The sequence below is a fragment of the Streptomyces sp. NPDC007907 genome (assembly GCF_042959365.1).
Lineage (GTDB): Bacteria > Actinomycetota > Actinomycetes > Streptomycetales > Streptomycetaceae > Streptomyces > Streptomyces indiaensis.
Window position 1 is genome coordinate 362191 of sequence record NZ_JBIBKR010000003.1, and the last position, 24488, is coordinate 386678.

28 protein-coding genes and 1 pseudogene are annotated in these 24488 nt (G+C 72.1%); 16 read left to right on the forward strand and 13 right to left on the reverse strand.

Features of this window, described 5'->3' with window-relative positions:
• Nucleotides 1-17 precede the first annotated feature (17 nt).
• On the forward strand, nt 18-1697 hold the full coding sequence (locus ACFZDI_RS12985; RefSeq protein ID WP_391250074.1) for a phospholipid carrier-dependent glycosyltransferase: 1680 nt from the start codon (nt 18-20) through the stop codon (nt 1695-1697).
• Nucleotides 1698-1732: 35 nt separating this feature from the next.
• Here ACFZDI_RS12985 and ACFZDI_RS12990 read toward each other — a convergent pair whose 3' ends face one another.
• Both ACFZDI_RS12990 and ACFZDI_RS12995 read right to left on the reverse strand, forming a co-directional pair.
• The gene (locus ACFZDI_RS12990) at nt 1733-2134 is read right to left on the reverse strand and encodes an FhaA domain-containing protein (protein WP_391250076.1); all 402 of its coding nucleotides are present in this window, start codon (nt 2132-2134) and stop codon (nt 1733-1735) included.
• A gap of 52 nt (nt 2135-2186) precedes the next feature.
• A complete protein-coding gene (locus tag ACFZDI_RS12995; RefSeq protein WP_234849765.1) occupies nt 2187-2348 on the reverse strand; it encodes a hypothetical protein in 162 nt (53 codons plus the stop codon).
• A gap of 155 nt (nt 2349-2503) precedes the next feature.
• On the opposite strand from ACFZDI_RS12995, the gene ACFZDI_RS13000 reads away from it, so the two are divergent.
• The 4 genes from ACFZDI_RS13000 to ACFZDI_RS13015 all read left to right on the forward strand — a co-directional run bounded on the left by ACFZDI_RS13000 (nt 2504) and on the right by ACFZDI_RS13015 (nt 7170).
• Nucleotides 2504-3421, forward strand: a complete 918-nt coding sequence (locus ACFZDI_RS13000; RefSeq protein WP_234849764.1) for a MurR/RpiR family transcriptional regulator — start codon at nt 2504-2506, stop codon at nt 3419-3421.
• 264 nt (nt 3422-3685) lie between these two features.
• Nucleotides 3686-4060 carry a hypothetical protein gene (locus ACFZDI_RS13005; protein ID WP_234849763.1) on the forward strand — a complete coding sequence of 125 codons (375 nt, stop codon included), beginning with the start codon at nt 3686-3688 and terminating at the stop codon, nt 4058-4060.
• A 43-nt stretch (nt 4061-4103) separates the two neighbouring features.
• A complete protein-coding gene (locus ACFZDI_RS13010) occupies nt 4104-4670 on the forward strand; it encodes an antibiotic biosynthesis monooxygenase (RefSeq protein ID WP_391250079.1) in 567 nt (188 codons plus the stop codon).
• Nucleotides 4671-4776: 106 nt separating this feature from the next.
• Complete coding sequence (locus ACFZDI_RS13015; protein WP_391250081.1) at nt 4777-7170, forward strand: SpoIIE family protein phosphatase; 2394 nt, start codon at nt 4777-4779, stop codon at nt 7168-7170.
• Between the two features lie 290 nt (nt 7171-7460).
• Here the strand turns inward: ACFZDI_RS13015 and ACFZDI_RS13020 are convergent, their stop codons facing one another.
• Both ACFZDI_RS13020 and ACFZDI_RS13025 read right to left on the reverse strand, forming a co-directional pair.
• Nucleotides 7461-7949 (reverse strand): flavin reductase family protein, encoded by a 489-nt coding sequence (locus tag ACFZDI_RS13020; RefSeq protein ID WP_361112581.1) that lies wholly within the window; start codon nt 7947-7949, stop codon nt 7461-7463.
• A gap of 9 nt (nt 7950-7958) precedes the next feature.
• On the reverse strand, nt 7959-8786 hold the full coding sequence (locus ACFZDI_RS13025; RefSeq protein ID WP_391250083.1) for a peptidoglycan-binding protein: 828 nt from the start codon (nt 8784-8786) through the stop codon (nt 7959-7961).
• A gap of 262 nt (nt 8787-9048) precedes the next feature.
• Here ACFZDI_RS13025 and ACFZDI_RS13030 point away from each other — a divergent pair, with 262 nt between their 5' ends.
• Nucleotides 9049-9717: a TetR family transcriptional regulator gene (locus tag ACFZDI_RS13030; protein WP_372486692.1), complete on the forward strand. Its 669-nt coding sequence runs from the start codon at nt 9049-9051 to the stop codon at nt 9715-9717.
• A 151-nt stretch (nt 9718-9868) separates the two neighbouring features.
• A complete protein-coding gene (locus ACFZDI_RS13035) occupies nt 9869-10279 on the forward strand; it encodes a Zn-ribbon domain-containing OB-fold protein (RefSeq protein WP_234850110.1) in 411 nt (136 codons plus the stop codon).
• Nucleotides 10280-10321: 42 nt separating this feature from the next.
• Here the strand turns inward: ACFZDI_RS13035 and ACFZDI_RS13040 are convergent, their stop codons facing one another.
• Both ACFZDI_RS13040 and ACFZDI_RS13045 read right to left on the reverse strand, forming a co-directional pair.
• A complete protein-coding gene (locus ACFZDI_RS13040; RefSeq protein WP_391250086.1) occupies nt 10322-10702 on the reverse strand; it encodes a PPOX class F420-dependent oxidoreductase in 381 nt (126 codons plus the stop codon).
• A 30-nt stretch (nt 10703-10732) separates the two neighbouring features.
• Nucleotides 10733-11911, reverse strand: a complete 1179-nt coding sequence (locus ACFZDI_RS13045) for an aminotransferase class I/II-fold pyridoxal phosphate-dependent enzyme (RefSeq protein WP_391250088.1) — start codon at nt 11909-11911, stop codon at nt 10733-10735.
• 24 nt (nt 11912-11935) lie between these two features.
• Between ACFZDI_RS13045 and ACFZDI_RS13050 the strand changes: the two genes are divergently transcribed.
• Complete coding sequence (locus ACFZDI_RS13050; RefSeq protein ID WP_391250090.1) at nt 11936-12925, forward strand: hypothetical protein; 990 nt, start codon at nt 11936-11938, stop codon at nt 12923-12925.
• 122 nt (nt 12926-13047) lie between these two features.
• On the forward strand, nt 13048-14394 hold the full coding sequence (locus tag ACFZDI_RS13055) for an alpha-lytic protease prodomain-containing protein (protein ID WP_391250092.1): 1347 nt from the start codon (nt 13048-13050) through the stop codon (nt 14392-14394).
• Between the two features lie 198 nt (nt 14395-14592).
• On the opposite strand, the gene ACFZDI_RS13060 is transcribed toward ACFZDI_RS13055, so the two are convergent.
• On the reverse strand, nt 14593-14778 hold the full coding sequence (locus tag ACFZDI_RS13060) for a hypothetical protein (protein ID WP_033312444.1): 186 nt from the start codon (nt 14776-14778) through the stop codon (nt 14593-14595).
• A gap of 100 nt (nt 14779-14878) precedes the next feature.
• Complete coding sequence (locus tag ACFZDI_RS13065; protein ID WP_391251156.1) at nt 14879-15079, reverse strand: hypothetical protein; 201 nt, start codon at nt 15077-15079, stop codon at nt 14879-14881.
• Here ACFZDI_RS13065 and ACFZDI_RS13070 point away from each other — a divergent pair.
• Nucleotides 15054-15179, forward strand: a pseudogene (locus ACFZDI_RS13070) (gfo/Idh/MocA family oxidoreductase); the annotation flags it as partial. The gene ACFZDI_RS13065 and the pseudogene ACFZDI_RS13070 sit on opposite strands and share 26 nt — an antisense overlap.
• 3 nt (nt 15180-15182) lie before the next feature.
• Here the strand turns inward: ACFZDI_RS13070 and ACFZDI_RS13075 are convergent.
• Nucleotides 15183-15878: a L,D-transpeptidase family protein gene (locus tag ACFZDI_RS13075; protein WP_391250094.1), complete on the reverse strand. Its 696-nt coding sequence runs from the start codon at nt 15876-15878 to the stop codon at nt 15183-15185.
• A 265-nt stretch (nt 15879-16143) separates the two neighbouring features.
• Here ACFZDI_RS13075 and ACFZDI_RS13080 point away from each other — a divergent pair, with 265 nt between their 5' ends.
• The 4 genes from ACFZDI_RS13080 (at nt 16144) to ACFZDI_RS13095 (ending at nt 18896) form a co-directional block, all read left to right on the forward strand.
• Nucleotides 16144-17232 (forward strand): glycosyltransferase family 2 protein, encoded by a 1089-nt coding sequence (locus tag ACFZDI_RS13080; protein ID WP_361112558.1) that lies wholly within the window; start codon nt 16144-16146, stop codon nt 17230-17232.
• A gap of 61 nt (nt 17233-17293) precedes the next feature.
• The gene (locus ACFZDI_RS13085) at nt 17294-17467 is read left to right on the forward strand and encodes a hypothetical protein (protein ID WP_234850104.1); all 174 of its coding nucleotides are present in this window, start codon (nt 17294-17296) and stop codon (nt 17465-17467) included.
• Between the two features lie 66 nt (nt 17468-17533).
• Nucleotides 17534-18148 (forward strand): class E sortase, encoded by a 615-nt coding sequence (locus tag ACFZDI_RS13090; protein WP_391250097.1) that lies wholly within the window; start codon nt 17534-17536, stop codon nt 18146-18148.
• A 34-nt stretch (nt 18149-18182) separates the two neighbouring features.
• Nucleotides 18183-18896: a TetR family transcriptional regulator gene (locus ACFZDI_RS13095; RefSeq protein ID WP_391250099.1), complete on the forward strand. Its 714-nt coding sequence runs from the start codon at nt 18183-18185 to the stop codon at nt 18894-18896.
• Nucleotides 18897-18917: 21 nt separating this feature from the next.
• On the opposite strand, the gene ACFZDI_RS13100 is transcribed toward ACFZDI_RS13095, so the two are convergent.
• The 3 genes from ACFZDI_RS13100 to ACFZDI_RS13110 all read right to left on the reverse strand — a co-directional run bounded on the left by ACFZDI_RS13100 (nt 18918) and on the right by ACFZDI_RS13110 (nt 21663).
• Entirely contained in the window at nt 18918-19832 is a 915-nt protein-coding gene (locus ACFZDI_RS13100) for an SDR family oxidoreductase (RefSeq protein ID WP_391250101.1), read from the reverse strand.
• A gap of 113 nt (nt 19833-19945) precedes the next feature.
• Nucleotides 19946-20575 carry an MBL fold metallo-hydrolase gene (locus ACFZDI_RS13105; RefSeq protein WP_361112547.1) on the reverse strand — a complete coding sequence of 210 codons (630 nt, stop codon included), beginning with the start codon at nt 20573-20575 and terminating at the stop codon, nt 19946-19948.
• Nucleotides 20575-21663: an S-(hydroxymethyl)mycothiol dehydrogenase gene (locus ACFZDI_RS13110; protein WP_391250104.1), complete on the reverse strand. Its 1089-nt coding sequence runs from the start codon at nt 21661-21663 to the stop codon at nt 20575-20577. Before ACFZDI_RS13110 ends, ACFZDI_RS13105 begins: the two co-directional genes overlap by 1 nt.
• 171 nt (nt 21664-21834) lie before the next feature.
• Here ACFZDI_RS13110 and ACFZDI_RS13115 point away from each other — a divergent pair, with 171 nt between their 5' ends.
• On the forward strand, nt 21835-23589 hold the full coding sequence (locus ACFZDI_RS13115; protein ID WP_391250106.1) for an ABC transporter transmembrane domain-containing protein: 1755 nt from the start codon (nt 21835-21837) through the stop codon (nt 23587-23589).
• Between the two features lie 59 nt (nt 23590-23648).
• Here ACFZDI_RS13115 and ACFZDI_RS13120 read toward each other — a convergent pair whose 3' ends face one another.
• The gene (locus ACFZDI_RS13120) at nt 23649-23822 is read right to left on the reverse strand and encodes a hypothetical protein (RefSeq protein WP_391250108.1); all 174 of its coding nucleotides are present in this window, start codon (nt 23820-23822) and stop codon (nt 23649-23651) included.
• A gap of 266 nt (nt 23823-24088) precedes the next feature.
• Here ACFZDI_RS13120 and ACFZDI_RS13125 point away from each other — a divergent pair, with 266 nt between their 5' ends.
• Entirely contained in the window at nt 24089-24454 is a 366-nt protein-coding gene (locus tag ACFZDI_RS13125; protein ID WP_234850096.1) for a nuclear transport factor 2 family protein, read from the forward strand.
• The last annotated feature ends 34 nt before the right edge of the window (nt 24455-24488 follow it).

A 24488-nucleotide genomic window follows, 5' to 3' on the forward strand; every position in this document is an offset into this window, starting at 1 on the left:
TTCTTCGACGGGGGCTGATGCAGAGTGGGTCCATGTGGGACCTCCGGATCGCTCGCGCCGTTCCGCGGCCCGTGTCGCTGTCGCCGCCGGCACGGGCCGGCGCCACGCCCCGGGCGGGCAGACGATGGCCGGTGCCCCTCCTCATGGCGGTCCTGCTCGCGCAGATGGCGTTGGCGATGGTCACGACCGCCGTGCAGCAGACCCCGACGATCGACGAACCGGTGTACGTGGGCGCGGCAGCGGAGTACGTGCACGAACACCGGCTGCGGCACAACCCCGAGCATCCACCGCTCGGAAAGCTGGCCATCGGCGCGGGCGTCGCCCTCGCGGATCCGCACATCGACCCCTTCTTCACCGGGGACCAGGGGCGGTGGGGCCGGCATCTGCTGTACGGGTCGGGCAACGACCCCTCGCGGCTGATGCTGTGGGCCCGCCTTCCGATGATCGCGCTGACCCTGTCGTTCGGGCTGGTGGTCTTCGCCTTCGCCCGTGAACTGGCCGGGCGCGCCGCGGGGTTGGCGGCACTCGCGCTGTACTGCTTCTCCCCCGACGTCATCGCCCACGGTTCGCTCGCCACGCTGGACGTGCCGGCCGCCGGGTTCGTGCTGACATCGGCGTGGCTGATGTGGCGGGCGCGCGGTGCGCCCCGGCTGTACCTGCCGCTCGCGGCGACGGCGCTCGGCGCCGCCCTGGCCACGAAGATGAGCACACTGCCCGCCGTGCCGGTGCTGACGTTGCTGGCCGCCGTGTCGGTGCGGCGGTCGCCGGGCGGCAGCCGGCGCAGGGCCGTGGCGGCCGCGGGCGGCGTGGTCCTGGTCGCGATCGCCGTCGTGTGGCTCACGTATCTGATGGTCGATCCGCGGCTGCGCTGGGCTCCGGAGCAGCACGTGCCGGTGGTGCGCGGGCTGCGGGGGCTGCTGGTGGAGGCGATGCCCTTCCCGGAGGCCTACCGGGACGGGATGCGGGTGCAGTTCGGGCTGGAGAACCGGCCGTGGCAGGGGTTCCTGTACGGGCGGCGGTACGACGGCTCGCTCTGGTACTACCTGCCGGCCGCGCTGCTGGTGAAGACGCCGCTGGGGATGCTCGCGTCGTGGGCCGGGGGCGCCGCGGCCCTCGTCGCCGTCCGCAGACTGCGCCCTGCCGCACCGTATGTACTCGCCGCTCCCCTGGTGCTGCTGGTGGCGGCCATGCAGGGGGCGCGGAACTTCGGCACCCGGTACGCCCTCTTCCTGCCCCTGTTCCTCGCGGTGGCCGCGGGGTGTGTGCTCGTGCTGCGGTCGCGGTGGGTGTCCTCGGGGGTGGCGGTGCTGGTCGCGGTCGTCGCGCTGAGTTCGGTGCGGACGTACCCGTACTATCTGCCCTATTCCAACGAGGCGTTCGGGGGACCGGCGAGGACGCGGGAGTGGCTGCACGACTCGAACGTGGACTGGGGGCAGGATCTCGGGCGGCTCGCGCAGCGGCTGCGGGAGCGGTATCCGGGCGAGCGGGTGTGGCTCGTGTACAAGGGCGGCGGGGTGCCGTCCTCCTACGGCATCGAGGCGTCGGATCCCCGGCGGGTGCCGGTCCGCGAGGTGCGGGGGCTGCTGGCCGTGTCGGACTCGGCGGCCGCGAAGGCAACGGGGCGGCTGGCCGAGTTGATCGGCGGCAGCCGCCCCGTCGACGACGTCGGGCACTCGATCACGCTGTACCGCCGCTGAGTGCCGCGGCGCGCGGGTACGTCAGCGCGGGTACGTCAGTGCATCGCGTGGAAGAAGCCGTCCGCGCTCACGTGCTGCATGACCCTGCTCGCCACCCGGTATCGGCCGTTGGGCACGTCGGGGCACCTCGCCACGTGGACGGCCAGCGGGCCGGCGAACTCGTAGCCGCGGCGTTCCGCGTGGCGGGACAGACGGTCGGTGAGGGCCTGCCCCACGTCGGTGCCGGTACGGGTCAGATGGTCGTGCACGTCGTCGGGGAGTTCCACGTCGTAGGCGTTGGGGACCATGACGCGTCCCTCACTGCACACGACGGCGTTGTCGTCGCACTCACGCCGCAGGGCGTCGAGGACCTCGACCGGTTCCTTGTCGCGGAGCCGCGCCCACAGCGCGTCCCAGCGGTTCTCCAGGGTCTGTTCCAGCGCACTCAGCGCGCTCATACCGTCTCTCCTGCCGGAAGCGTCGTCGGTTCGGTCGGTGCGGGAGGTGTCCCTAGCGATCGTCGTAGTCGTCGGGGCGCACTTCGGCCTCCTCCAGTGCCTCGCGCATCGTGCGGCCGGTCGCGCCCGGCGGGCGGGTGCGGTTCTCGTCGTGCTGTTCCAGCAGTTCGTCGGTGGTCTCGGTCTTGGGCCGGTTCTCCTCGGGGACGGTCATGGCCAACAGCTCCTTCTTCGGTGGTGTGCGGCGGCGGGTTCCCGCCCGGCGTACGGGTAACCCCCCGCGGGGCGGCTCATGCAGCCCGGAGAAGCCCTGGTCACCATGTGCGTGAGCTATGTTGAACGTCCGTGGGAGATGAAGGAGGCGCACCGGTGGCATCGCCGCAGCAGGCACGCGCACAGGCATCCGCGATCACCTCGGGGAAGGCCGCCCCCGAAGCGGAGGTCTCCCCGTCCGCCCAGCTCAGGACGCTCTTCGACCGGCCCCGGCTGTCCCCGGGGCAGCGGCGTATCGCGCAGTACCTGATCGAGCACATCACCGAGGCGGCGTTCCTGTCGATCACGGATCTCGCGGACCGGGTCGGCGTCAGCCAGCCCTCGGTGACGCGGTTCGCCTCGGCGGTCGGCTTCAGCGGATACCCGGCACTGCGGGAGAAGCTGCAGTCGATCGCGCTGGGCACCCTCGCGGTCGGCCCGGCCGAGGAACTGCGGGGCAACGAGTTGCAGGCGGCGGTCGACGCCGAGATCGAGAACCTGGAGAACCTCCGGCGCGACCTGGCCGACCCGAACCTGGTCATCGACGTCGGCCGCAAGCTGTCCTCGTCCGCTCCCCTGACGGTCCTCGGGCTGCGCATCTCCGTCTCGCTCGCCGAGTACTTCGCCTACGCCGCACGGCGGATCCATCCGGACGTACGCCTCGTGACCCGGGGCGGCAGCGTCGCCTACGACGCACTGCTGCAGTCGCGTGAGGCGGGCGGCACGTGGGTGCTGGCGTTCTCCATGCCGCGGCACGCCCAGGAGACCCTGACGGCGGTACGGGTCGCGCGGGGCGCCGGGCTCAAGGTCGCCCTGATCACCGACCTCGCGCTCGGGCCGCTCGCGGACGAGGCCGACGTCGTCTTCGCCATCGGGACGGGCTCGCGGCTGGTCTTCGACTCCTACGCGGCCCCGGGCGTGATGTGCTCGGCGTTGCTGCAGGCCATGACCGACGCGGATCCGGAGCGGACCCAGGCGCGTCTGGAGGAGTACGAGCAGGTCGCCGACCAGCACCAGTTCTTTCTCAGGGACTGAGCCGCGTACGGCGGATCCCACATGAGGACCATCCGCAACAAAGCTCGCATGAATGTTTTCATGCTCCTTGCAAACCGGATGGCATATATAAATACTGCTCACGGATCGCGACCCGGCAGTTCCGGATCCGTTCCGCACCCGTGGAGCCGGGTCCTACCCACTCCGGGTCCCGGGTGTCCGTGGCGGCCCCGGCCATCCCCTAGGCCGGGGCCGCCCCGACCCGTCGTCCACCCACGCGACGCCGCACACCCGGAAGCGATGATCATGCCCCTGACGACTACGCGCATCAGCCCGGACTGGCCCTGCCAGGTCAAGACCCCCGGGAGCTACGACTGGGAGCGCTCGGCGGCCAAGTGGCTGCGCGAGCTGGTGCCCACGCGCTACGCCGGATACCCGGCGTTCGTCCGCCACCCCGTCCTCCTCGCACGCCACGCCCACATCCAGGTCCAGAACGAGATCCGGGTCGCCCGCACCGCTCTGCAGACCGCCCGCGCCGACCTGCCCGGGCTGGGCCTGCACGAAGGCGTCATCGAGCACACGATCAAGCTGTACGCGGCGGAGGTCATGCAGCTCCAGCACATCGCCCGCAGCGTCCGGGCGGTCACGCAGGCCCTGGTCGAGGCGAACCGACAGACGTGAGCCGCCGGGCATGACCGGCGCCCGGCGTGGCACACGTGAGGGAATGAGCACCACGACGGGCCGGCGCGGTGAGCCGGTGACCACGGTCCTGACCTGGCAGGTGCGCCCCGGCCGGGAGCGGCGGTTCGAGGAGTGGACGCACGGCATCACCCGCTGCGCGCGAGAGTTCCCCGGCAACGAGGGCGTCTCCTGGCTGGCGCCCGAGGACGGCCACCGCTACCACGCGGTACTGCGCTGGTCCGATCCGCACCGTCTCGCCGCCTGGCTGGAGTCCGAGGAGCGGGCGCACTGGCACCGGCAGATCGAGGACGTCGCGACCGAGGTCAGCAGCGATCGCCAGTCGACGACCGGGATGGAGACCTGGTTCAGCCTGCCGGGCACCACCGTGCAGGCCCCGCCCCGGTGGAAGATGGTCCTGACCACCTTCCTCGGTGCCTACCCCCTCACCCTGCTCATCCAGTGGCTGGTGACGCCCCACACCACCGGCTGGCCACTGCCCCTGCGGGCGGCCGTCTTCCCGCTGGTGCTGCTGCCGCTGCTGACCTACCTGGTCATGCCGCGGCTCAGCCGGCTGTTCCGGCTGTGGCTGTATCCGCGCGGTGGACGGTGAGCGTTCCCCGTGAGGCGGATGTGCCGGGAGGGACCTCGGGGAAGGGGGAGCAACCCCTGCCCACAAGTCGGTCGGCGAACCGGGCCAGATGTGCAATGCTCGACGCGTGACGAGCGAGCCCGTGACGCCGGCGCAGCCCGGTGCCGCACCGGACCTGGTCGAACTGGCCAAGATCGTCGCCCGGCAGCGCGCCGAGCTGGACCGGCTGCGCGACCAGGCGGCCATCTCCGCTGTCGTCGAACGGGCCAAGGGCGCGGTCATGGCACTGACCGGCTGTTCCGCCGACGCGGCGGGTGAACAGCTGCGCCGACGGGCCGAGGCCAGCCCTCACACCCTGCTCGAGGAGTGCTGGATCACCCTCGGTACCCTCGCGCCGATGTCGTCCCGCCCGGGCGCCGGGAGCGAGGCCGACGACGCCGAGGCTCCCGACCGGGCAGGAGCGCCGGAGCACTCGGCATTGCCGGACGACGTCACCGCAGCCCTGGCCCGGCTCGGCCGGGCCCTCGTTCGAGTATTGACCCCGCAGGACCTCGCCGGTTGTCTGCTGGAGCATCTCGGTCCCGACATGGCCGCGGACGCCGTCCTGATCTACGCCCGCAGGCCCGACGGCGGCCTGGAGCTGATCGGGCACGCCGGGATCGACGACAAACTGGCGGCCCAGTGGGGCCAGGTCCCGCCGCTGAGCGGAATGGCGGCACTGGACGCGCTGCGGGCGGGCGAGCCGCGCTGGCTGGAGGACTTCCCCGCGGACGAACGGCGGTACCTCCTCATCGGTGACCCCGCCGACCGGTGGCTCTCGCGTGCTTGGCTGCCCGTGCTCGCCGCGGGCTCCGCCGAAGTCTGCATCGGTGTGCTGCGCGGCCGGGCCGGGGCGTTCACCCCGCGCGACCGCGCCCACCTGGAGGGCGTCACCGGGCTGTGCGCCGGCCGGCTGCGGGCCTTGGACACCCCGCCCGAGCGTGACGCCGACGCGGCCACGGACGCGGTGCAGGCGCTGTTCGAGGCGCTGCCCGTCGCGGCGATGCTCCTCACCCCGCTGCGGGCCGCGACCGGTGAGACCGAGGACTTCCGGGTGGAGGCCGCGACCGCACAGGTGGGTGACCTGCTGGGCCGCAGCGGTGAGGAAACGGCCGGGCGGCGGCTGCTGGAACTGCGCCCGTCCCTGGCTGTCGAGCCGCTGTGGCAGGGCTGTCTTCAGGTGCTGGCCACCGGGACGGCGTACGAGGGCGAACCGTTCGCGCACGAGGAAGTCGCGGGGGGCGTCGCCGCGTTGTCCGTGTACACGGCTCGCGTGGCACCGCTGGGCGACGCCCTCGTCGTCTCGTGGGTCCGGCACGGTTCCTCCGACCGGCAGGAGCAGCGGCTGGCGGACCTGCAGCGACTGGGCAACCTCGGCTGGGCGAGCTGGAACCTGGCCAGGCAGGAGGCGTCCTGGTCGACCCAGGTGTTCTCCCTCTTCGGTCTCGACCCCGGGCACGGTCCGGTGCGCCTGCCCGAGGTGCCGCAGCTCGCGCTGCCCGAGGACACACCCGCCCTGACCCGCGCCATCGGTGAACTCGTGCATGCCGGGCGGCCGTTCGACGTGCCGTTCCGGATCCGGACGAGCGGCGGCATCCGGCATCTGCGGCTGGTGGCCGAGGCGGTGCCCGACCGGTACGGCACACCCGTGGAGGTGCACGGCTTCGTACAGGACATGACCGCCCGCCGCCGGGCGGAGCTGGCCCTGGTCGAGAGCGAGCGGGCGATCCTGACGCAGCACGACGTGCTCCAGGCCGAGCGGACCCTGGCCTCCCGGCTCCAGCACGCGCTGCTGCCGATGTCCAACCGTCCCGTGAACCTGGCCGGGCTGCGGGTCGAGGTCGCCTATCTGCCGGCCCAGTCGGGTGTGCACGTGGGCGGGGACTGGTTCAGCGCCATCGAACTGCCCGACGGGAGCGCGCTGCTGGTGGTGGGCGACGTCGCCGGGCACGGGGTCGACGCCGTGGCCACGATGGCCCAGCTCCGGTTCACCGCGAAGGGCATGGTCATCACGGGCTCGTCCCTGACGGGCGCGCTCGCCCGGCTGAACACGCTGCTGCTGCACTCGCGCGACTCCCACACGACGGCCACGATGGTGCTGGCCCGCTACGACCCCCTTCGCCGTCGCCTGGTCTGGGCGCAGGCCGGGCATCCCCCGCCGTTGCTGCTGCGCGACGGCGAGGCCCGGTACCTGCGCCGCCCGGGCGGCATGCTGCTCGGGGCGTCGGCCACGCCGGTCTACCAGGAGGCCGAGTGCCGTCTGTACCCGGACGACCGGCTCATCCTGTACACGGACGGCCTGGTCGAGCACCCTCCGCACAGCATCGACCGGGGCCTGGAGGAGCTCGCCGAGGCGGTGGCGGCCCCGCACGGCGACGGGCCCGCGTCGCTGGGACCGCTGCTGGCACGGATGCTGCCGGACGTGCGCCGCGACGACGTGTGCGTGGTGGACGTCAGGGTCCCCGGGGTGCAGGACCGCTAGGGGGCGGCTCGCCGTCCTCCGCGCAGGTCCGCCGGAAGCACCCCGGGCTCGCGCCGCTTCACAGGTCCCCGCGGTGGCGCCAGTACCACCACAGGCTCACCAGCAGGGCCAGCAGGAACAGGGTGGGCAGCAGCAGGCCCGGGATGCGGGAGCCGTTCATGGGCGAGCCTTCGGTTCGCGGCGGTTCGGGCGCTGCGTTCCGCGCCCGGGCCCAGGGTGACGCCGGGCGGCCCCGTCGTCCCGGCGTTTTTCCCAGCCGTTGCCCGGCGTTCGACAGACGGGGAGCGCCGTCAGTCGACCGGGTGGCCCGGGTCGATGGTGAGGGCGTCGGACAGACGCAGCAGTGGCCCGTCGTGGTCCTCGTCGCCGCCCCACTCGACCGGGTCGAGGACGAAGCCGATGTGGTCGCCGCCGCCCGTGCGCGTCACGATCCGGCCGACGAACCAGGCCGGCGCGTCCCGCAGGACCAGGGCTCCGCCGTACGCCTCCCGCAGACGGACGTCCCCGAACTTGTCGGTCCGGTCGCCGGTGTGCCCGCCGAACAGCTCGGCCAGCGCGTGCTGTTCGCGGCCGAGCAGGTGCACGGCCAGGACGTCGGCGTTCCGGGCCACCCGGAACGTGTGGTTGAGCTCGGACAGCCACACCACGAACCGCACGGGCCGCAGCGAGCACTGCGAGGCGAACCCGACGAGACAGCCCGCCCGTTCACCGCCCGCGGCGGCGGTGACCACGTACATCTCGGGGTTCAGCCGGTCAATGAACTCGTCCATGCGGGCCATGGTCACACATCAGGTCGTGCCCGCCGGGGTGCGCGACTCCAGGGCCGCCCGGGTGTCGTTGCCGTAGACGCCGGTCTCGTCGCCGCGGATGCCGTACCAGAGCTGGAAGCGGGCGACCGCCGCGGTGAGGGTGGGGTCGTAGCGGCCGCTGGTGGAGCCGTCCCGGTAGACGTCCGGGATGCGCAGCAGGCGTTGCTGGAGCTCGGTCACCTCCGGGCCGGACGCCCCTTCGCGCAGGGTGCCGGCGCCGTCGGGGTCCACGGGCGCGGTGGCGGGCGGGCCGGACGGGGTGGGCGTGGGCTCGGGTGCGGAGGCGGAGGCGGAGGCGGAGGACCGGGGCGGGGCGGGCGCGGGTGCCGCGCGGTCGTCGCCGGGCTCGCCGCGGAGCAGGAGCGCACCGCCGAAGCCGAGCACCGCGGCCGCGAGGACGGCCACCGCGACGGCGGCGCGGTGCAACCCGGCTCCCGGGGGCACGGTGTCCGCACGCCGGCGGTGCTCGCGGCCGACGGGCGGGAGTTCCTGCGTCAGGGCCTCCGAACCGGCCGCCTCGGAACGGGTCGCCTCCGAGCCGGGCCTTGGTCGGGCCGCCTTTGGGCCGAACCCTGGCCGGGAGGCCTCCGAGCCCGAGGTGGGTCGGGACGCCTCGGAGCCGGGCCCATGTGCCGGCAGCCCGACGGGCTCGTAGCCGTCGGGTTCGCGGCTGGGTTCCCGGCCGGTCTCCTGCTGGAACTCCCGCATCAGTTCCGCGAGTGCGTCGGTCCGGCGGGGCCGCAGGACGCGGATGGGTTCGAGGACCGGGCCGTCCTGCGGCGGCCGTGGCTCGGACGGTGTCGACACGCTGTTCTCCTTCGTCCGGGCCCGGGGGCGCCCGTCTTCGGGGATCGTCCTGATGTTGGTGCCGCGACAGGGCGAACGCCGCCTGCCACGGCATTGGATACGCGGCCACCGCCTCCGGGGTTCAAAGACCGGCTCGGGAAACCGAAAGGCAGAGCACTCAGTACCCCCGGGAGAGTGCACCGAGTGCCATGACCATTCGCCGGGTGCTACGTTCGCGCTCATGAGCTCCGAGAAAGCCGAGGCCGGCTCCGGGAAACCGCCCATGCGGGACGCCTTGGTCGCGGCGGCCTTCCAGCTGTTCCTGGAGCGGGGGTACGAACAGACCACCGTCGACGACATCGTGGCGCTCGCCGGGGTCGGACGGCGCTCGTTCTTCCGTTACTTCCCCTCCAAGGAGGACGTGGTCTTCCCGGACCACGAGCGCTGCCTGGCCGACATGACGGCGTTCCTCGCCGACGGTTCCGACGACGACGAACCCGTGCGGCGGGTCTGCGACGCGGCCCGGCTGGTGCTGCGCATGTACGCCGAGAACCCGACGTTCTCCGTGCAGCGCTACCGCCTCACCAAGCAGGTGCCGGGGCTGCGGGCCTACGAGCTGTCGGTCGTCTGGCGCTACGAGCGGGCTCTCGCCGCCTATCTGCGCCGGCGCTTCCGGGCCCGGCGGGACGGCACCCTGCAGGCCGACGTGATCGCGGCGGCCGTGGTCGCGGCGCACAACAACGCGCTGCGGTCCTGGCTGCGTTCGGACGGGGAGGGCGAGGCGAGCGCGGCGGTCGACCACGCGCTGGCCTACGTGCAGTCGGCGTTCGGCGGGGTGCCGATGCCGCCCGCCGTGGAGCAGCCGGAGGACGTCGTGGTCGTCGTGTCGCGGCGCGGGGCACCGCTGTGGCGGGTGGTGCAGGAGATCGAGACGACGCTGGGGCGGGGCTGAGGCTCCGCAGATTGAGGGAACGGAGTGCCTTTACGAGTGGCACTCAGTGCCATACTCTGTGCTGCGTGCACGGTGGCACGGCGAGCCGCGCACCCGTGTGCGCGAGTGATCGCGTGCACGGATTCCGGCCGAGGGCAGGGAGTTGACCAGCGTGTACCACTCAGGAAGCGTCACTCAGCAGGCAGCCGGCTCCGCCACGGGTCTGCTCGACCCGAGGGGCCAGGGCTCGGAGGCCATCCTCTACCAGCGCTGCACCTGGTGCGGCACCGCCATGTACCACCGGCTGCTGTGTCCGGTCTGCCGGGGCAGCGAACTGCGCACCGAGCGCGCCGAGGGCACGGGCACGGTGCGCCACTCCACCGTGGTGCACCGCAACACCCCTGCGGCGCGCAACGTCTCCATGATCGAGATGGCCGAGGGCTTCGTGGTGCGCGGCCGGGTGATGGGCCCGCCGATCGGCATCCACAGCGGGGACCGGGTACGGCTGTCCACGGCCAAGGACCCGGTACGCGGCGAGCCGGTCTTCCAGCTCCTGGACGAGCCGTACCGGGCCTGGAGCTGACGCCCCCGGGCGGCCTTTCGCCGCGCACGCGCCGGCCGGTCGTCAGGGGGTGATGCGGATGCCCACGGTGCCGTCCACGCCCCGGCGCAACCGGCTGCCGAGCAGGGTCAGCCGGCCCGTCAGACCGTACTTGCGGGCGATGAGCTGCCGGTAGCGCGCGGTGGTGGCCGGGTCGCAGATCTCCGCCGTCGCGGGCACCGGGTCGCCGGTGGGCTTGCCGCGCAGGTCGCAGGGCCCCACCAGCACATCGGCGCGGTTGCGGATCCGCTTCACCTTCCAGGAGTCGGCGGCCGTCCACGCGCCGAGCGCCGCGCCGTCGCGCACCACCCAGACCGGGGTGGCGACCGGTGTGCCGTTCCTGCGGTAACTGGTGATCAGCAGGTACTTTCCCGCGCCGAGTCCGTCCAGCGTCCTGTCGTCCATGGCGGGCAGTGTACGAGCGTACGGCCGCATTCAGCGCAGCGCCGCCGCCATTCTGCGCACGGCCTCCGCGAGCACCTCCTTCGACGTCGCCAGGTTGAGGCGGGCGTGGCCGGCGCCGCCCGTACCGAAGGGGAGGCCGGAGCTGAGGGCCACCCGGCCGCGCTCCAGGAACACGTCGGCCGGGTCGTCGCCGAGTCCGAGTGCGCGGCAGTCGAGCCAGGCCAGGTAGGTGGCGTCGCCCGGGCGGTAGCGGATCGCGGGCAGGTGCTCGGCCAGCAGGTCCGCGAGCAGCCACCGGTTGGTGTCGAGCCCGGCCAGCAGGGCGTCCAGCCAGGCGAGGCCGTCTCGCAGGGCGGCGGTGTGGGCGATGACGGCGACGTGGCTGGGCCCGTGTCCCACCTCCTCGGGCAGCCGGTCCAGGTCGGCGGCGGCCCCGGGCCCGGCGATCGCCAGGGCGGCCTTGAGCCCGGGCAGGTTCCAGCCCTTCGAGGCCGACATCAGGGAGAGACCGCGCTCGGCTCCCGGCACGCTCAGGTACGGCACGAAGCCGGCGTCGCCGAGCACGAGCGGGGCGTGGATCTCGTCGGCGACGACGCGGACGCCGTACCGCTCGGCGAGGCCGGCGACGGCGGACAGCTCCTCGGCCGTGTGCACGGTGCCGGTCGGATTGTGGGGGTTGCACAGCAGATACGCCGCTCGCCGCCCACCGGCCACGGCCTTGCGGAAGGTCTCCTCCAGGACCCCGAAGTCGAGGCGTCCGTCCGCACCGAGCGGAGCCTCGGCCACGCGCCGGTCCATGTGCTCGACGAACATGAAGAACGGCGGGTACACGGGCGGATTCACGACCACCGGATCGCCGGGGCCCGTGACCAGTTTGATCATCTCGACGACGCCCAGCATGACGTCGGGCACGATGGCGGTGCGCTCCACGGCGAGCCCGCTCCATCCCCACCGCTTCCCGGCGAAGGCGGCCAGGGCCTGCGCGTAGGCGGTGCCGGCCGGGTAGCCGGTATCGCCGAGGCGGAGTGCGTCGGTGACGGCGCGGACGACGGGCTCCGCGAGCGGCACGTCCATCTCCGCCACCCACAGCGGCAGCACGTCCTCCGGATACGTGCGCCACTTCATGCTCGTGCGCTGCCGGAGACGGTCGAGGGTGAGGGCTTGCAGGGGATTCGGCTCACCGGACGGTTCGTGCGGGATCCTGGGCATGGGCACACGATAGGGGGCTGTGCGGTGAGCGGGAATCATGTGAACGGGCGGCGGGGCGGGGCGGCGGACACGGTCCTGGAGGTCGCCTGCGACGAGTCGGGGTCGGACGGTGAGAACCTCACCGGCGGCAACACGGACGTGTTCGCGCACGCCGGGGTCTCGCTGTCCGAGGCGGCGGCTGCGGCGGCGGTGCGGGAGATCCGGGACCGGATCCGCTCACCGGCCGAGGAGTACAAGGCGAACCACCTGCTGCGGGAGAAGCACCGCGCGGTGCTGGAGTGGCTGCTCGCGCCGCGGGGGCCGATCCACGGGCGGGCGCGCGTGCACCTCATGGAGAAGACGTTCTTCGTGGTGGACCGGACGGTCGGCCTGCTGCTGGACGACGCGGACGAGGCGGCCGTCCTGTTCCGCGCGGGGCGCACGGACTTCGGAGAGACCGGCTGGCGGGCGTTCCTGGAGGCAGCCAACCAGTTGCTGCGGGTCCGTCACGACGGGGACCCGGTGGACGTCTTCTACGACACCGTCGACGCCCTGCGCCGGGCGCATCCGCGCACGGACGCGGCTCGGGTCCTGGAGCGGCTCTCCGCGACCCGGTCCCTCGCGGTGTCGTACCGGGACGGCTTCCTGGCCGGGCCGCCGCTGATCCCGCTGCTCAACCCCCTGCTCCCGGCGATCGTGCGCACGGCCGCGCTCTGGAGCGGTGACGGGCGGACGGTACACCTGGTGCACGACCGGCAGAACATGCTGACACCCGACCGCATCGCGTGGATCGAGGGGACGGCCCGGCGGGCCGGGATCGGCCTGGCCGGGCTGCGGCTGGTCGTCGCGCGGGACGACGCCCGGGTGCAGGTGGCGGACTTCCTCGCGGGGATCGCCCGCAAGATCGCCTCGGACGAGCTGAACGGCCGCGGGGACGCGGCGCTCACCGCCCTGCTGCGGCCCTACGTCGACCCGGACTCGGTGTGGGGCGACGCCCGCAGCGGGGCGCTGCTCGCGGGGCCGGTCCAGGATTGACGCGGAAGAGATCACCGGTGCGCTGAACGCGGCACGGGTGCGCCCCGTATGAATGAGGGGCACTCAACTCAAGGAGGGCCCCGCGCTGTTCGCATCGTGATGTTCGGGTTCGGGAGCCATGCATGAGGCACGCACGACGACGGGTCGTCCGGCGAGTGACACGGCTGGCGGCCGTCGGCGGACTCCTCCTCGGAGGAGCCATGGTCACCACCGCCGTGGCGAGCGAGCCCGCGCCCCCGTCCATCGGCGTCCCCTTCACCGCGCCGCCGGCGACGGGTGAGGGCAGCGACCTCGTGTCCCGGCTCGGGAACTCCCGCACGGCGGGCAGCTGGGTCGACTCGGCCGGGCGGCCGGTCGTGGCGGTCACCGACGAACGGGCGGCGGCCGAGGTCGAGCGGGCCGGTGCGCGGGCGAAGATGGTCGGCCACAGCATGAGCGACCTGAAGTCCGCGGCGAAGACACTGCGTTCGGCCCCCCGCGTCCCCGGCACCTCATGGGCCCTGGACTACAAGAACAACCAGGTGGTGGTGCGCGGCGACAGCACCGTCTCCGCCTCCGACTGGTCCCGGATGACCGAAGTCGCCGAGGGCATCGGCTCCTTCGTGCGCATGGAGCGCACCGAGGGCACGTTCACCACCCGGATCAACGGCGCGCAGCCCATCCTGTCGACGGCCGGGCGCTGTTCGGCGGGCTTCAACGTCACGGACGGCAAGAGCGACTTCATCCTCACCGCCGGGCACTGCGGGCCGGACGGTTCCATCTGGTTCGCCGACGACCGGGGCCGGCAGCAGGTCGGCACCTCGCTCAAGGGGAGCTTCCCCGGCGACGACTACTCCTTGGTGAAGTACGACGGCGGGCGTGCGGGCAGGGGCGCGGACGTCGTCGCGGTCGGCGACGGCAAGGGCGTGCGGATCACGGGCGTCGCCGACGCGGAGGTCGGGCAGAAGGTCTTCCGCAGCGGCAGCACCAGTGGACTGCGCGAAGGGGAGGTGACCGCGCTCAACGCCACGGTCAACTACCCCGAGGGCACGGTGACGGGCCTCATCGAGACCAACGTGTGCGCCGAACCCGGCGACAGCGGGGGCCCGATGTTCGCCGACGGCATCGCGCTCGGCGTGACGTCGGGCGGCAGCGGCGACTGCAGGGCGGGCGGTACGACGTTCTTCCAGCCGGTGACGAAGGCGCTGACCGAGCTGGGCGTCAAGCTGATCGTGGCGAAGTCGGCGGGCGGTACGGGCGCGGCACCCGCACCCTCGGCGACGCAGGGCGCCGCCTCGCCGGGCTCGCCGGCCCCGATCACGGGTACGGACGTGTCGACCCTGCTGAGCCGCCTCACCGACCCGCGCAATGTCGGCCCCGGCATGCTCGTCATCGCGGGCAGCCTCGTCGCCCTGGTGGCGACCCGCTGGATCCGCGCGGAGCAGGACCGAAAGGCGTACCGGCAGTACTACTCGGCCACCTGGGGATGATGCGGGCGACGGGGCGTGGGGACGGGCAGGCCGGCACAGGCCGTCGGTGAGGGGCCCGTCCCTGCTCGAGTGGTGCCGAGACCTTGGGGGACGACGATGCCGTAGAGGACGGCCGAGGAGAGTGCGACAAGGGGGGCACCCATGGGATCCGGGGTGCCCTTCGACGAGGGTCCGACGGTCAGCGGGCCGGGACGAGGGTCAGGCCGCGGGCGCCGATTGCGGGGCCGCGGAGGCCCACTCCAGGACGAGCCGCTGGTACTCCTCGCGCTGCTCGACGCTCAGTGTCCCGCCCGACCGGCGCCACAACGCGCGGATCTCCTCGTTGACCTCGTCAGCCGATCGCTCGGATGAGGTTTCAACAGTGGTGGACATGCTGTGAAGCATACGTCGCCAGACGTGAAGACGATGTGAGTAATCACGAGCTAAACGGTCATATCGGACAGTGTTACTGATCACGTCCATCTCCCGGTAAACGTGAGGCTGTTCACATCAGCCGCCTGCGAGCACCTTTCGCCGCCGGGAAGTTCACTGTCCGTCTCGCTTCGGCCGATCCCAGCACCAGCACCTTGATGGCCAAGACGGCCGCACCGCGGGCCCGGTCGTGGAAGTCGGACACTTTCGTCTCCAGGCCGACCGGCACGGCGAGCTGATGCCCGAGCGTGAAAAACCTCGTGGCCGCGGTCAACCACCGCACACTGCCGTCGGTGAACGCCTGGGTGGCGGCCCATTACACCCTGCCGGGCATCATCGCGCACGAGTCCGCGCGGCAGGGCGGGCTCAGGCTGGGATCAGGTGCCCGGCTTGCGGCCGTAGATGAAGACGTCGTCGCCCTTCTTCAGCAGCGACCAGTACTTCTTGGCGTCGGTCTTCGTCATGTTGGTGCAGCCGTGCGAGCCCGGCGGGTTCCACATGCTGACCCCGACCGAGTGGAAGGCCTGACCGCCGTCGAAGAACTGGGCGTAGGGCATCGGCACGTTGTAGATGGACGACACGTGGTCGATGTTGCGCCAGTAGATCTTCTTCAGTCCGGTGCGGGTCTCGTAGCCGTCGCGGCCGGTGCGGACCGGGACGGGGCCGTAGACGAGCTTCTTGCCGTCCTGGATCCAGCTCAGCTGGAGCGTGAGGTTCACACAGGCGATGCGGCCCTTGTTCACCGGGCACTTGCCGTCCTTGTTGGGGGTCTTCCCGACGGCCTTCTGCTTCTGCATCAGGTCCATCACCCCCCAGGTGACGGAGCCGGCGTAGCCGATGTTCGGGGAGATGCCGTGCTTGGTCTGGAAGGCCTTGATGGCCTTGCAGTCGGCGGCGGACTGCTTGCCGTCGACCGGACGGCCGAGGAACTTCTCCACCTTCTTCTGGTACGGGCCGGCCTGCGTGGTGCAGCTCGCGGCCTGGGCCGGTGCGGCGCCGAGTGCGAGCGTGAGCGGTGCCACCAGTCCGGTGATCCCCAGTGCGACGGCGCTCCGTCTGCGTACGTCCCCCATGGCTGGTCATGCCCTTTCGCGAATGCGGGTCTGCGATGTCTGCCAGCTAGACGGACGGAGAACGGTTGCGGTTGTGCTGCCGGCCGGGCTGGGACGGAACAGTGACATTCCCCATGGGGCCGTGTGAGCCCACGGCAGCCGTGGACGAGCTGAACCGACGAGCTAAACAGACGGGTGAAGCCGACGGCATAAGTTGCACGGATACGCTTACAACGTAAGATTACGGACATCAGGTGATTGTTCCTCCAGTGGCACGGAGCACGTGATGACCGAGACGCCCATCGCACCGCAGGAAGTCCCCCGGGTGATCGTGCTCGTGCCCGCCTACAAGGAGGTGGACTCACTGCCCCGGGTGCTGGAGGCGCTGCGGGCGCAGACGCGCCCCGCGGACCGCGTCATCGTGACGCTCGACCCGCACACGGACAGCCGCCGGACCGCCGAGCTGGAGCGCGTCGCCCGGGCGGGCGGCGCCGAGGTCTGGCACTCGGTCGGCAACCGGCACAAGAAGGCCGGCAATCTCAACGGGGCGCTCAGCAGACTGCTGCCGGTCGTCTCCGATCAGGACGCGATACTCGTCCAGGACGCCGACACCTTCCTGGACCCCCAGTTCATCGAGGTCACCCGCAGGAAGATGGCTCAGGGGTACGGCGCGGTCGGCGGTACGTTCCGCGGTCGCTCCGGCGGCCGGCTGTGCGGGGCGTTCCAGCGCAACGAGTTCGCCCGGTACGCCCGTGACACCGCACGAAAGAAGGGCAAGGTGCTGTGCCTGACCGGCACCGCCTGCCTGTTCCGCGCCGGAGCCCTGAAGGAGGTCCTCGAGGCCCGCAGGTCCGGCCTGCTCCCTCCGGCCGAGGGCGTCTACGACACCAAGGCGCTGACCGAGGACAACGAACTGACCCTGGCCCTGAAGCACCTGCACCACCGCATCGTCGCCCCCACACGGGCCACCATGACCACGGAAGTCATGGAGACCTGGCCTGCCCTCGCCAAGCAGCGCCTCCGATGGAAGCGCGGCGCGCTGGAGAACCTGATCGACTACGGCCTCACGCGTTACACGACGGAAGGCTGGGCCAGACAGCTCGTGGCGTTCCTCGGAGCCTCCGTGTCGACCGCCTACCTGGTTTCGGTCGTCTGGTTCCTCGCCGTCGGCGCGGGAGTGCGGATCGCTCCGTTCTGGATCGCCTTCACGGCGTTCTACGCCATCGAACGGGCGGTCACCGTGAAGTCCCGGGGCTGGCGCGTGTCGATCGCCTCGATGCTGGTCCTGCCCGAATGGTTCTACGACCTGTTCCTCCAGGGCGTCCACCTCCGCGCGCTCGCGGACACGGCTCTGCGCAGGGACCGCGCTTGGTGACACACGCACGACTCGCACACGACGTTCCACAAAGAAATCCGCGCGAAGAAAGGAAAAGATCATGGCGAACTATGTAGGCGCCGGCACCACAGCCGGTGGAACCACCGGGGCCGGGCTGCTGCCGGTCACCGGGGGCCCCGGGAGTGTCTGGTTCTGGATCGTCGTCTTCGTTCTGGTCTCGGCGGGATGCGCCGCACTGCGGCTGATCCCGCGCAAGGCCGGGGACGACGCCTGACGAGGTCGCCGGGGCGGGGCCACCGACGTGGCCCCACCGCACTGCGGGAGGTCCGGGATGAGAAGGGTGCTGCGCTTTCTGGGCGTCGGTCTGATTCTCGTCGGCCTGGCCCTGGGCGGCGTCAAGATCTTCCACGACCGGCAGGCGGACGACGCCTACGGCCACACGCAGCAGGCGCTGCGCGAAGATCTCCGGCGATCGGACGCCCCACCCGCGAAGGCCCGTGCGGACGAGCCCGGCCCTCGCGAGGGCCGGGCCTTCGCCGTACTGCGCGTCCCCCGGTTCGGTGAGCGCTTCGCGCCGGTGATCGTCGAGGGCGTCTCACAGCAGGCGCTGGCGAAGGGCCCCGGGCACTTCCCGCAGTCGGCACTGCCGGGCGAGACGGGCAATTTCGCGGTGGCCGGTCACCGGACGGGCTGGGGACAGCCCTTCAACCGGCTCACGGAGCTGCGGCGGGGTGACACGATCGCCGTCGAGCGGCAGGGGACCACCTACACGTACCGGGTCACCCGCAGCAAGGTGGTGGAGCCCTCCGACGTGGGCGTCCTCCTTCCCGTCCCCGGCAAGCCGGGAGCCCGGCCCGACAAGGCCCGGATCACCCTCATCACCTGCACGGACCGCGGGTGGGACGGCCGTTACGTCCACCGGTTCGTCGTGTGGGGCGAACTGCACAGGACATGACGGGTGAGCGGGAGCTGCGGGAAGGAGGCAGGTCATGGCGGACGGCACAGGGCCCGGCGGCGACGAGGACGGACGTCCCGGCAGGCTCAGCCGTGAGCGGGTTCTCGCCGCGGCCCTGGAGCTGGTCGACCGCGACGGCGTGTCGGCTCTGACCATGCGCCGGCTGGGAGCCGAGCTCGGTGTGGAGGCCATGTCCCTGTACCGCTACGCGCCGGGCAAGACCGCGCTGCTGGACGGGGTGGTGGAGGCCCTGTTCCTGGAGCTGGAGGACCGGCTCGCCGAGGCGGAGTCGGCGGCGGTGGCCGCGAGCCCCGAGTGGCGGGCCGAACTGCACCGCATCGCCCGGATCACCTACGAGGTCTGTCTCGACCACCCTCAGGCCGCACCGCTTGTCTTCACGCGTTTCACCGAGGTGCCTCTGGCGCGCAGGGCGCCGGCGGTCCTGCGGGACCACGAACGCGTGCTCGACGTGCTCTGGGACGCCGGTGTGGAGGAGACCCGTTCCGCCCTGGTCCTGCGCGTCTTCACCGCCTGGGTCCTCGGGTACGTGTCCGTGGAGCTGCGGGCCATGGTGGACAACCCGAGGGAGCCGGACCCCGCGTTCCGGCTCGGTCTGTACCGCCTGCCGTCGGAGGAGCTGCCGCGGCTCCGGGCGATCGCACCCGCCCTGGCCGAGCGGGGCGGCCCGGAGGGCCTGGCGGCCGGGCTGGACGCGCTGCTGGACCGGTTCGTCGAGAGGGGCCTGTGACGGTCCCGCAGCGCTTCCGCGTCACCGGTAGCCGGTGACGTCCGCGGGTTTCCCCGCGTCCTGGACCTCCACCAGGTAACGCCAGGCGTCCGGGCGGGAGCCGTCGAGGTCGGTGAAGCCGTACACCTGGGCCAGTCCGCCGCTGGACAGAGACTGCCCGTTCCAGCGCGACACGTCCTTGTCGGCGGCGAGCGCGGCCACGGCCCGGCCCACGTAGTGCGGTGTCTCGGAGATGGCGAAGTGGGGGACGCGTTCCAGAGCGTCGCGCCAGTTCTCCTCCCGCACCCCGAACCCGTCGAGCATCAGCTCCGAGCGCAGCCAGCCGGGGGTGAGGGCCACGGCGGTGGCGCCGCGCGGGCCGAGTTCGTGGCCGAGGGCGAAGGCCATGCGCAGCACGGAGGCCTTGGCGAGATCGTAGAAGAAGTTCACCCGGTAGTTCCCGGCGTTGTAGTCGGCGGTGCCGTCGGTGACCTCGACGACCAGGCCGCCGGGGTTGCGCAGCAGCAGGGGCAGGACGTGGTGGCTGGTGACGGCGTGCGTCTCGACGGCGAGCCGGAGCAGACGCAGGCCGTTGTCGAGGTCGTGCTCCCACAGCGGGGTGTCCCACTCGAAGAGCTTCTCGCCGCCCCAGATGTCGTTCACCAGGACGTCGAGGCGGCCCTGCTCGTCGGCGATCCGGTCCACGAGGGCCCGGACCTGCGCCCGGTCGAGGTGGTCGGTGGGGACGGCGATGCCCCGGCCGCCGGCGGCGGTGACCAGGTCGGCGGTGTCCTCGATGGTCTCGGGCCGGTCGTACTCCGAGCGGCGGGCGCGGGTGGTGCGGCCGGTGACGTAGACGGTGGCGCCGGCCGCGCCGAGTTCCACGGCGATCCCCCGCCCGGCTCCCCGGGTCGCACCGGCGACCAGTGCGACCTTGTGCTGCAACGGAGCTGACATGTCCGACCTCCCGTGACGGTGACTGCGTGTCGCCTTCAGCGTGACGGGTAAGCCGGACATCTTCTGTCGCCTTTTACGAGCGACACGCGGTCGGCTCCACGGGCGGCACACGATCAGTGGCCCCTCGCGATCCACTCCTCCAGGTGCGGGGCCTCCGCGCCGATGGTCGTGGACTCGCCGTGGCCGGTGCGGACCGTCGTCTCGGGCGGCAGGGCGAGCAGCCGGTCGCGGATCGAGTCGATGATCGTCGGGAAGTGCGAGAAGGACCGGCCGGTGGCGCCGGGGCCGCCCTGGAAGAGGGTGTCCCCGGTGAAGACCGTGCCCAGTCCCGGGTCGTAGAGGCAGACCGCGCCGGGCGCGTGCCCCGGGGTGTGCAGGACCCTGAGGTCGGCGCCGCCGGCCTCGATCGTCTGGCCGTCGACCAGCCAGGCGTCCGGTTCGCGGTCCGGGTGGGTCTGCTTCCACAGTGGCAGGTCGTCGCGGTGCAGCCAGATGGTGGCGCCGGTGCGCTCGGCTAGGGCGGGGGCGGCGTCGATGTGGTCGTTGTGGGCGTGGGTGCACACGATGGCGGTGAGCCGGCGGTCCCCCACGGCCTCGGCGATGGCGTCGGCGTCGTGGGCGGCGTCGATGACGATCGCCTCGTGGTCGTCGCCGACGATCCACACGTTGTTGTCGACGTCCCAGGTGCCGCCGTCAAGGCTGAACTGCCCGGAGGTGACGAGGTGTTCGATGCGCGTGGTCATCACAGCACCACCACCGAGCGCAGCACGTCGCCGTGGTGCATCCGCTCGAAGGCCTTCTCGACCTCGTCGAGCTGGATCGTCTCGGTGACGAACGCACCGAGGTCCAGGCGCCCCTGCAGATGCAGGTCGACCAGCATGGGGAAGTCACGGGAGGGCAGGCAGTCGCCGTACCAGCTGGACTTCAGGGACCCGCCGCGGCCGAAGACGTCGAGCAGCGGCAGTTCGAGCTTCATCTCGGGTGTGGGGACGCCGACGAGGACGACGGTGCCGGCGAGGTCGCGGGCATAGAAGGCCTGCCGGTACGTCTCGGGGCGGCCGACGGCCTCGATGACGACGTCGGCGCCGAAGCCTCCGGTGAGTTCGCGGATGGCCTCGACCGGGTCGTTCTCGCGCGAGTTGACGGTGTGGGTGGCGCCCATGGAGCGGGCGGTCTCCAGCTTGCGGTCGTCGATGTCCACAGCGATGATCGTCGCCGCTCCGGCCAGCTGCGATCCTGCGATGGCGGCGTCGCCGACCCCGCCGCAGCCGATGACGGCGACCGAGTCGCCGCGGCCGACGTTCCCGGTGTTGATCGCGGCGCCGATGCCGGCCATCACACCGCACCCGAGCAACCCGGCCACCTCCGGGGCCACGCGCGGGTCGACCTTGGTGCACTGCCCGGCCGCGACCAGTGTCTTCTCCGCGAAGGCGCCGATGCCGAGGGCCGGGGACAGCTCCTGGCCGGTCGAGGCGAGGGTCATCTTCTGCTGTGCGTTGTGGGTGTCGAAGCAGTACCAGGGCCGCCCGCGCAGACAGGCCCGGCACTTCCCGCACACCGCACGCCAGTTGAGGATCACGAAGTCACCGGGCTCGACATCGGTGACACCGGCGCCGACCGCCTCGACCACGCCGGCGGCCTCGTGGCCGAGCAGGAAGGGAAATTCGTCGTTGATGCCGCCCTGCTTGTAGTGCAGGTCGGTGTGGCACACCCCGCAGGCCTGCACCCGCACCACGGCCTCGCCCGGGCCGGGGTCGGGCACCACGACCGTCTCGATCCGCACCGGCTCGTCCTTGCCGGGTGCGATCACGCCGTGTACTTCCTGGGCCATGGTGCTGACTCCTTCGTCGGCCTGGGTCCGTTCCTTTCCGACCCTACGCGCGACTGATCGGTAAGGGGCGGGGATCGGCCACGCTCCCCGGCACGGAGCAGAGCGAAAGGGCAGGCCGCGCGGGTCGGCGGCGACGTAGCCTGAACGCTCCGCCGACGCCGAGGGAGCGCCGTGAGCATCGCAGAGACCGGGACCGCCACACCCCCGTGGCGACAGCTCCTCGGATACGTACGTCCGCACCGCTGGTCCCTGTTCGCCGGTGCGCTGCTCTCCCTGGTCACCGGGGCGACCGGGCTGCTGCTGCCGCTGGTGGCGCGGGACCTGATCGACGACCTGTCGCACGAGCGGGCCATCACCGGTGCCCTGCTGGCGATGTCGGCGCTGGTCGTGGCCAACGCGGCGCTGGGCGCGCTGGGTTCGTACGTGCTGACCCGCACCGCCGAGTCGGTGGTGCTCGGCGCGCGGCGCGCGCTGTCGTCGTATCTGCTGCGGCTGCGGATCATCGCCGTGGACCGCAGCGAGCCCGGCGACCTGATGGCCCGTATCACCTCCGACACCACCCTGCTGCGCGCGGTCACCACCGACTCGCTGGTCGGCCTGGGCACGGGCGGGCTCACGCTCATCGCCACGATCGTGATGATGGGGCTGGTGGACGCCGTGCTGCTGGGCGTCACCCTGGCCGTGATCCTGGGCGCGGGCGTGGTCCTCGGGGTGATCGTGCCGCGCATCAACAAGGCGAGCCGTGAGGCACAGAACGCGGTGGGGGTCATGGGTGCCTCGCTGGAGCGGATCCTGGGCGCCCTGCGCACCGTGAAGGCGTCCGGCGCGGAGCACCGGGAGGAGCGGACGCTGCACGAGGCGGCGCAGGAGTCGTGGCGGCAGAGCGTGCGGGCCGCCAAGTGGTCGGCCGCCGCGGGCAACACGGCGGGGCTGTCCATGCAGGTCGCCTTCATCACGGTCCTCGCCGTGGGCGGCGCCAGGGTGGCGACCGGCGCGGTCGACGTGGGGACGCTGGTGGCGTTCCTGCTGTACGTCTTCTACCTGATGTCGCCGATCCAGCAGGTCGTCGGTGCCATCACGCAGTACCAGACGGGGGCGGCGGCCCTGACCCGCATCGAGGAGGCGCTGCGGCTGCCCGCCGAGCCGGCCGCGGAGGCGGCCGGGCTGCCCGCACCCGGCGCGCGGCCCGCCGCACTCGCCTTCGACGACGTCCGCTTCCGCTACGCCGAGGACCTGCCCTACGTCCACCACGGCGTGAGCTTCACCGTGCCCGCGCAGGGCATGACGGCGTTCGTCGGCCCGTCCGGCGCTGGCAAGACCACCGTCTTCTCGTTGATCGAGCGGTTCTACGACCCCGAGTCCGGCGTGATCACCCTGGACGGGCAGGATCTCGACGACTGGGAGCTGCCCCGGCTGCGTGCCGCGATCGGCTACGTGGAACAGGACGCGCCGGTCCTGTCGGGGTCCCTGCGGGACAACCTGCTGCTGGGCCATCCGGAGGCCGACGAGGACGCCCTCGCACGGGTGCTCAAGACGACCCGCCTCGACGACCTGGTCGCCCGGCTGCCGGGTGGCCTGGACACGCTGGTCGGGCACCGCGGCACAAGACTGTCCGGCGGTGAGCGGCAGCGGGTCGCCATCGCCCGCGCGCTGCTGCGCCGCCCCCGGCTGCTGCTGCTCGACGAGGCGACCTCGCAGCTGGACGCGGTGAACGAGGCGGCGCTGCGCGACACCGTCGCGGACGTGGCCCGGTCGACCACGGTCCTCGTCGTGGCGCACCGGCTGTCCACGGTGACGATGGCCGACCGGATCGTGGTGATGGACGCGGGCCGGGTGCGGGCGGTCGGCACCCACCGTGAGCTCGTGACGGCCGATCCGCTCTACGCGGAGCTGGCGGCGACGCAGTTCCTCGCCACGGCGGACTGATCCCGGGCACGGGGTGAGGGCCGCCCGGGTCCGGGCGGCCCACTCGCACGCGCAGGCGGTCAGCGGGTGTTCGGGACGAAGCCGGAGAGCGGGGAGACCAGACCGACGACCTGGTTCAGCTGGTCGAGGTCGTTGAGCCGGTTGAGCCCGGCCGGCTGCGAGGAGGAGCGCGGGATCACGTCCTTGTGCTCGGCGGGGATGTCGCTCACGGTCAGTGAGTCGAATGTGGCCATCGGGCTGAGCGGGCTCTTCGCCTCCGCCGGAGCCTGGTTAGCCCTCGGCGCGGCGGGCCCGTGACCCCGGTGGCGAGAGCCAACGACGGCGACGATACGCCGTGTTGAGACCACGCCTGGCGCAACGCGGGCGGGCGGTGCCGCTCACCCGACAGGCCCAGTGCCCGGGCCGGGCTTGCCGACTCAGCCGGGCGGGAGCAGGCTCGACAGGAGAGGCCTTTCGCGGCCCGCTCCCGGCGGGTCGCGGCCCTTCGAAGGAGGTCATCATGGGAACCGCCGCAGCCCCCGCCTTCGACCGAGAGACCCTGCGCCAGGGCCTGGAAGGTCACACCCCGGACATCCTGCTCTCCCTCTACGCCGACGACGCCGAGTTGCGCATCGTGGACCACACGACCCAGCCCAGCCACCCCAAGGTCCTGCACGGCCGGGACGAGATCGGGCGGATGCTGGAGGACGTCTACAGCCGCGACATGTCGCACAAGCTGGAGCGCTGCGTGATCCAGGGCGACGAGGCCGCCTACTGCGAAAGCTGCGAGTACGCGGACGGGGTGCGCGTCCTGTCCGAGTCCATGCTGTCGCTGCGCGACGGGAAGATCACCGAGCAGACGCTGGTCCAGGCCTGGGACGAGTAGCGGCCGGGGCCGGTGAGGACCCGTCTCCGTCACG

Excerpts from the sequence above, each read along its gene's own strand:
- ACFZDI_RS12985 (WP_391250074.1), top strand. The coding sequence starts at position 18 with ATGCAGAGTGGGTCCATGTGGGACCTCCGGATCGCTCGCGCCGTTCCG.
- ACFZDI_RS12990 (WP_391250076.1), bottom strand. The coding sequence starts at position 2,134 with ATGAGCGCGCTGAGTGCGCTGGAACAGACCCTGGAGAACCGCTGGGAC.
- ACFZDI_RS12995 (WP_234849765.1), bottom strand. The coding sequence starts at position 2,348 with ATGACCGTCCCCGAGGAGAACCGGCCCAAGACCGAGACCACCGACGAA.
- ACFZDI_RS13005 (WP_234849763.1), top strand. The coding sequence starts at position 3,686 with ATGCCCCTGACGACTACGCGCATCAGCCCGGACTGGCCCTGCCAGGTC.
- ACFZDI_RS13010 (WP_391250079.1), top strand. The coding sequence starts at position 4,104 with ATGAGCACCACGACGGGCCGGCGCGGTGAGCCGGTGACCACGGTCCTG.
- ACFZDI_RS13020 (WP_361112581.1), bottom strand. The coding sequence starts at position 7,949 with ATGGCCCGCATGGACGAGTTCATTGACCGGCTGAACCCCGAGATGTAC.
- ACFZDI_RS13030 (WP_372486692.1), top strand. The coding sequence starts at position 9,049 with ATGCGGGACGCCTTGGTCGCGGCGGCCTTCCAGCTGTTCCTGGAGCGG.
- ACFZDI_RS13040 (WP_391250086.1), bottom strand. The coding sequence starts at position 10,702 with ATGGACGACAGGACGCTGGACGGACTCGGCGCGGGAAAGTACCTGCTG.
- ACFZDI_RS13045 (WP_391250088.1), bottom strand. The coding sequence starts at position 11,911 with ATGCCCAGGATCCCGCACGAACCGTCCGGTGAGCCGAATCCCCTGCAA.
- ACFZDI_RS13055 (WP_391250092.1), top strand. The coding sequence starts at position 13,048 with ATGAGGCACGCACGACGACGGGTCGTCCGGCGAGTGACACGGCTGGCG.
- ACFZDI_RS13060 (WP_033312444.1), bottom strand. The coding sequence starts at position 14,778 with ATGCTTCACAGCATGTCCACCACTGTTGAAACCTCATCCGAGCGATCG.
- ACFZDI_RS13075 (WP_391250094.1), bottom strand. The coding sequence starts at position 15,878 with ATGGGGGACGTACGCAGACGGAGCGCCGTCGCACTGGGGATCACCGGA.
- ACFZDI_RS13080 (WP_361112558.1), top strand. The coding sequence starts at position 16,144 with ATGACCGAGACGCCCATCGCACCGCAGGAAGTCCCCCGGGTGATCGTG.
- ACFZDI_RS13085 (WP_234850104.1), top strand. The coding sequence starts at position 17,294 with ATGGCGAACTATGTAGGCGCCGGCACCACAGCCGGTGGAACCACCGGG.
- ACFZDI_RS13095 (WP_391250099.1), top strand. The coding sequence starts at position 18,183 with ATGGCGGACGGCACAGGGCCCGGCGGCGACGAGGACGGACGTCCCGGC.
- ACFZDI_RS13100 (WP_391250101.1), bottom strand. The coding sequence starts at position 19,832 with ATGTCAGCTCCGTTGCAGCACAAGGTCGCACTGGTCGCCGGTGCGACC.
- ACFZDI_RS13105 (WP_361112547.1), bottom strand. The coding sequence starts at position 20,575 with ATGACCACGCGCATCGAACACCTCGTCACCTCCGGGCAGTTCAGCCTT.
- ACFZDI_RS13110 (WP_391250104.1), bottom strand. The coding sequence starts at position 21,663 with ATGGCCCAGGAAGTACACGGCGTGATCGCACCCGGCAAGGACGAGCCG.
- ACFZDI_RS13120 (WP_391250108.1), bottom strand. The coding sequence starts at position 23,822 with ATGGCCACATTCGACTCACTGACCGTGAGCGACATCCCCGCCGAGCAC.
- ACFZDI_RS13125 (WP_234850096.1), top strand. The coding sequence starts at position 24,089 with ATGGGAACCGCCGCAGCCCCCGCCTTCGACCGAGAGACCCTGCGCCAG.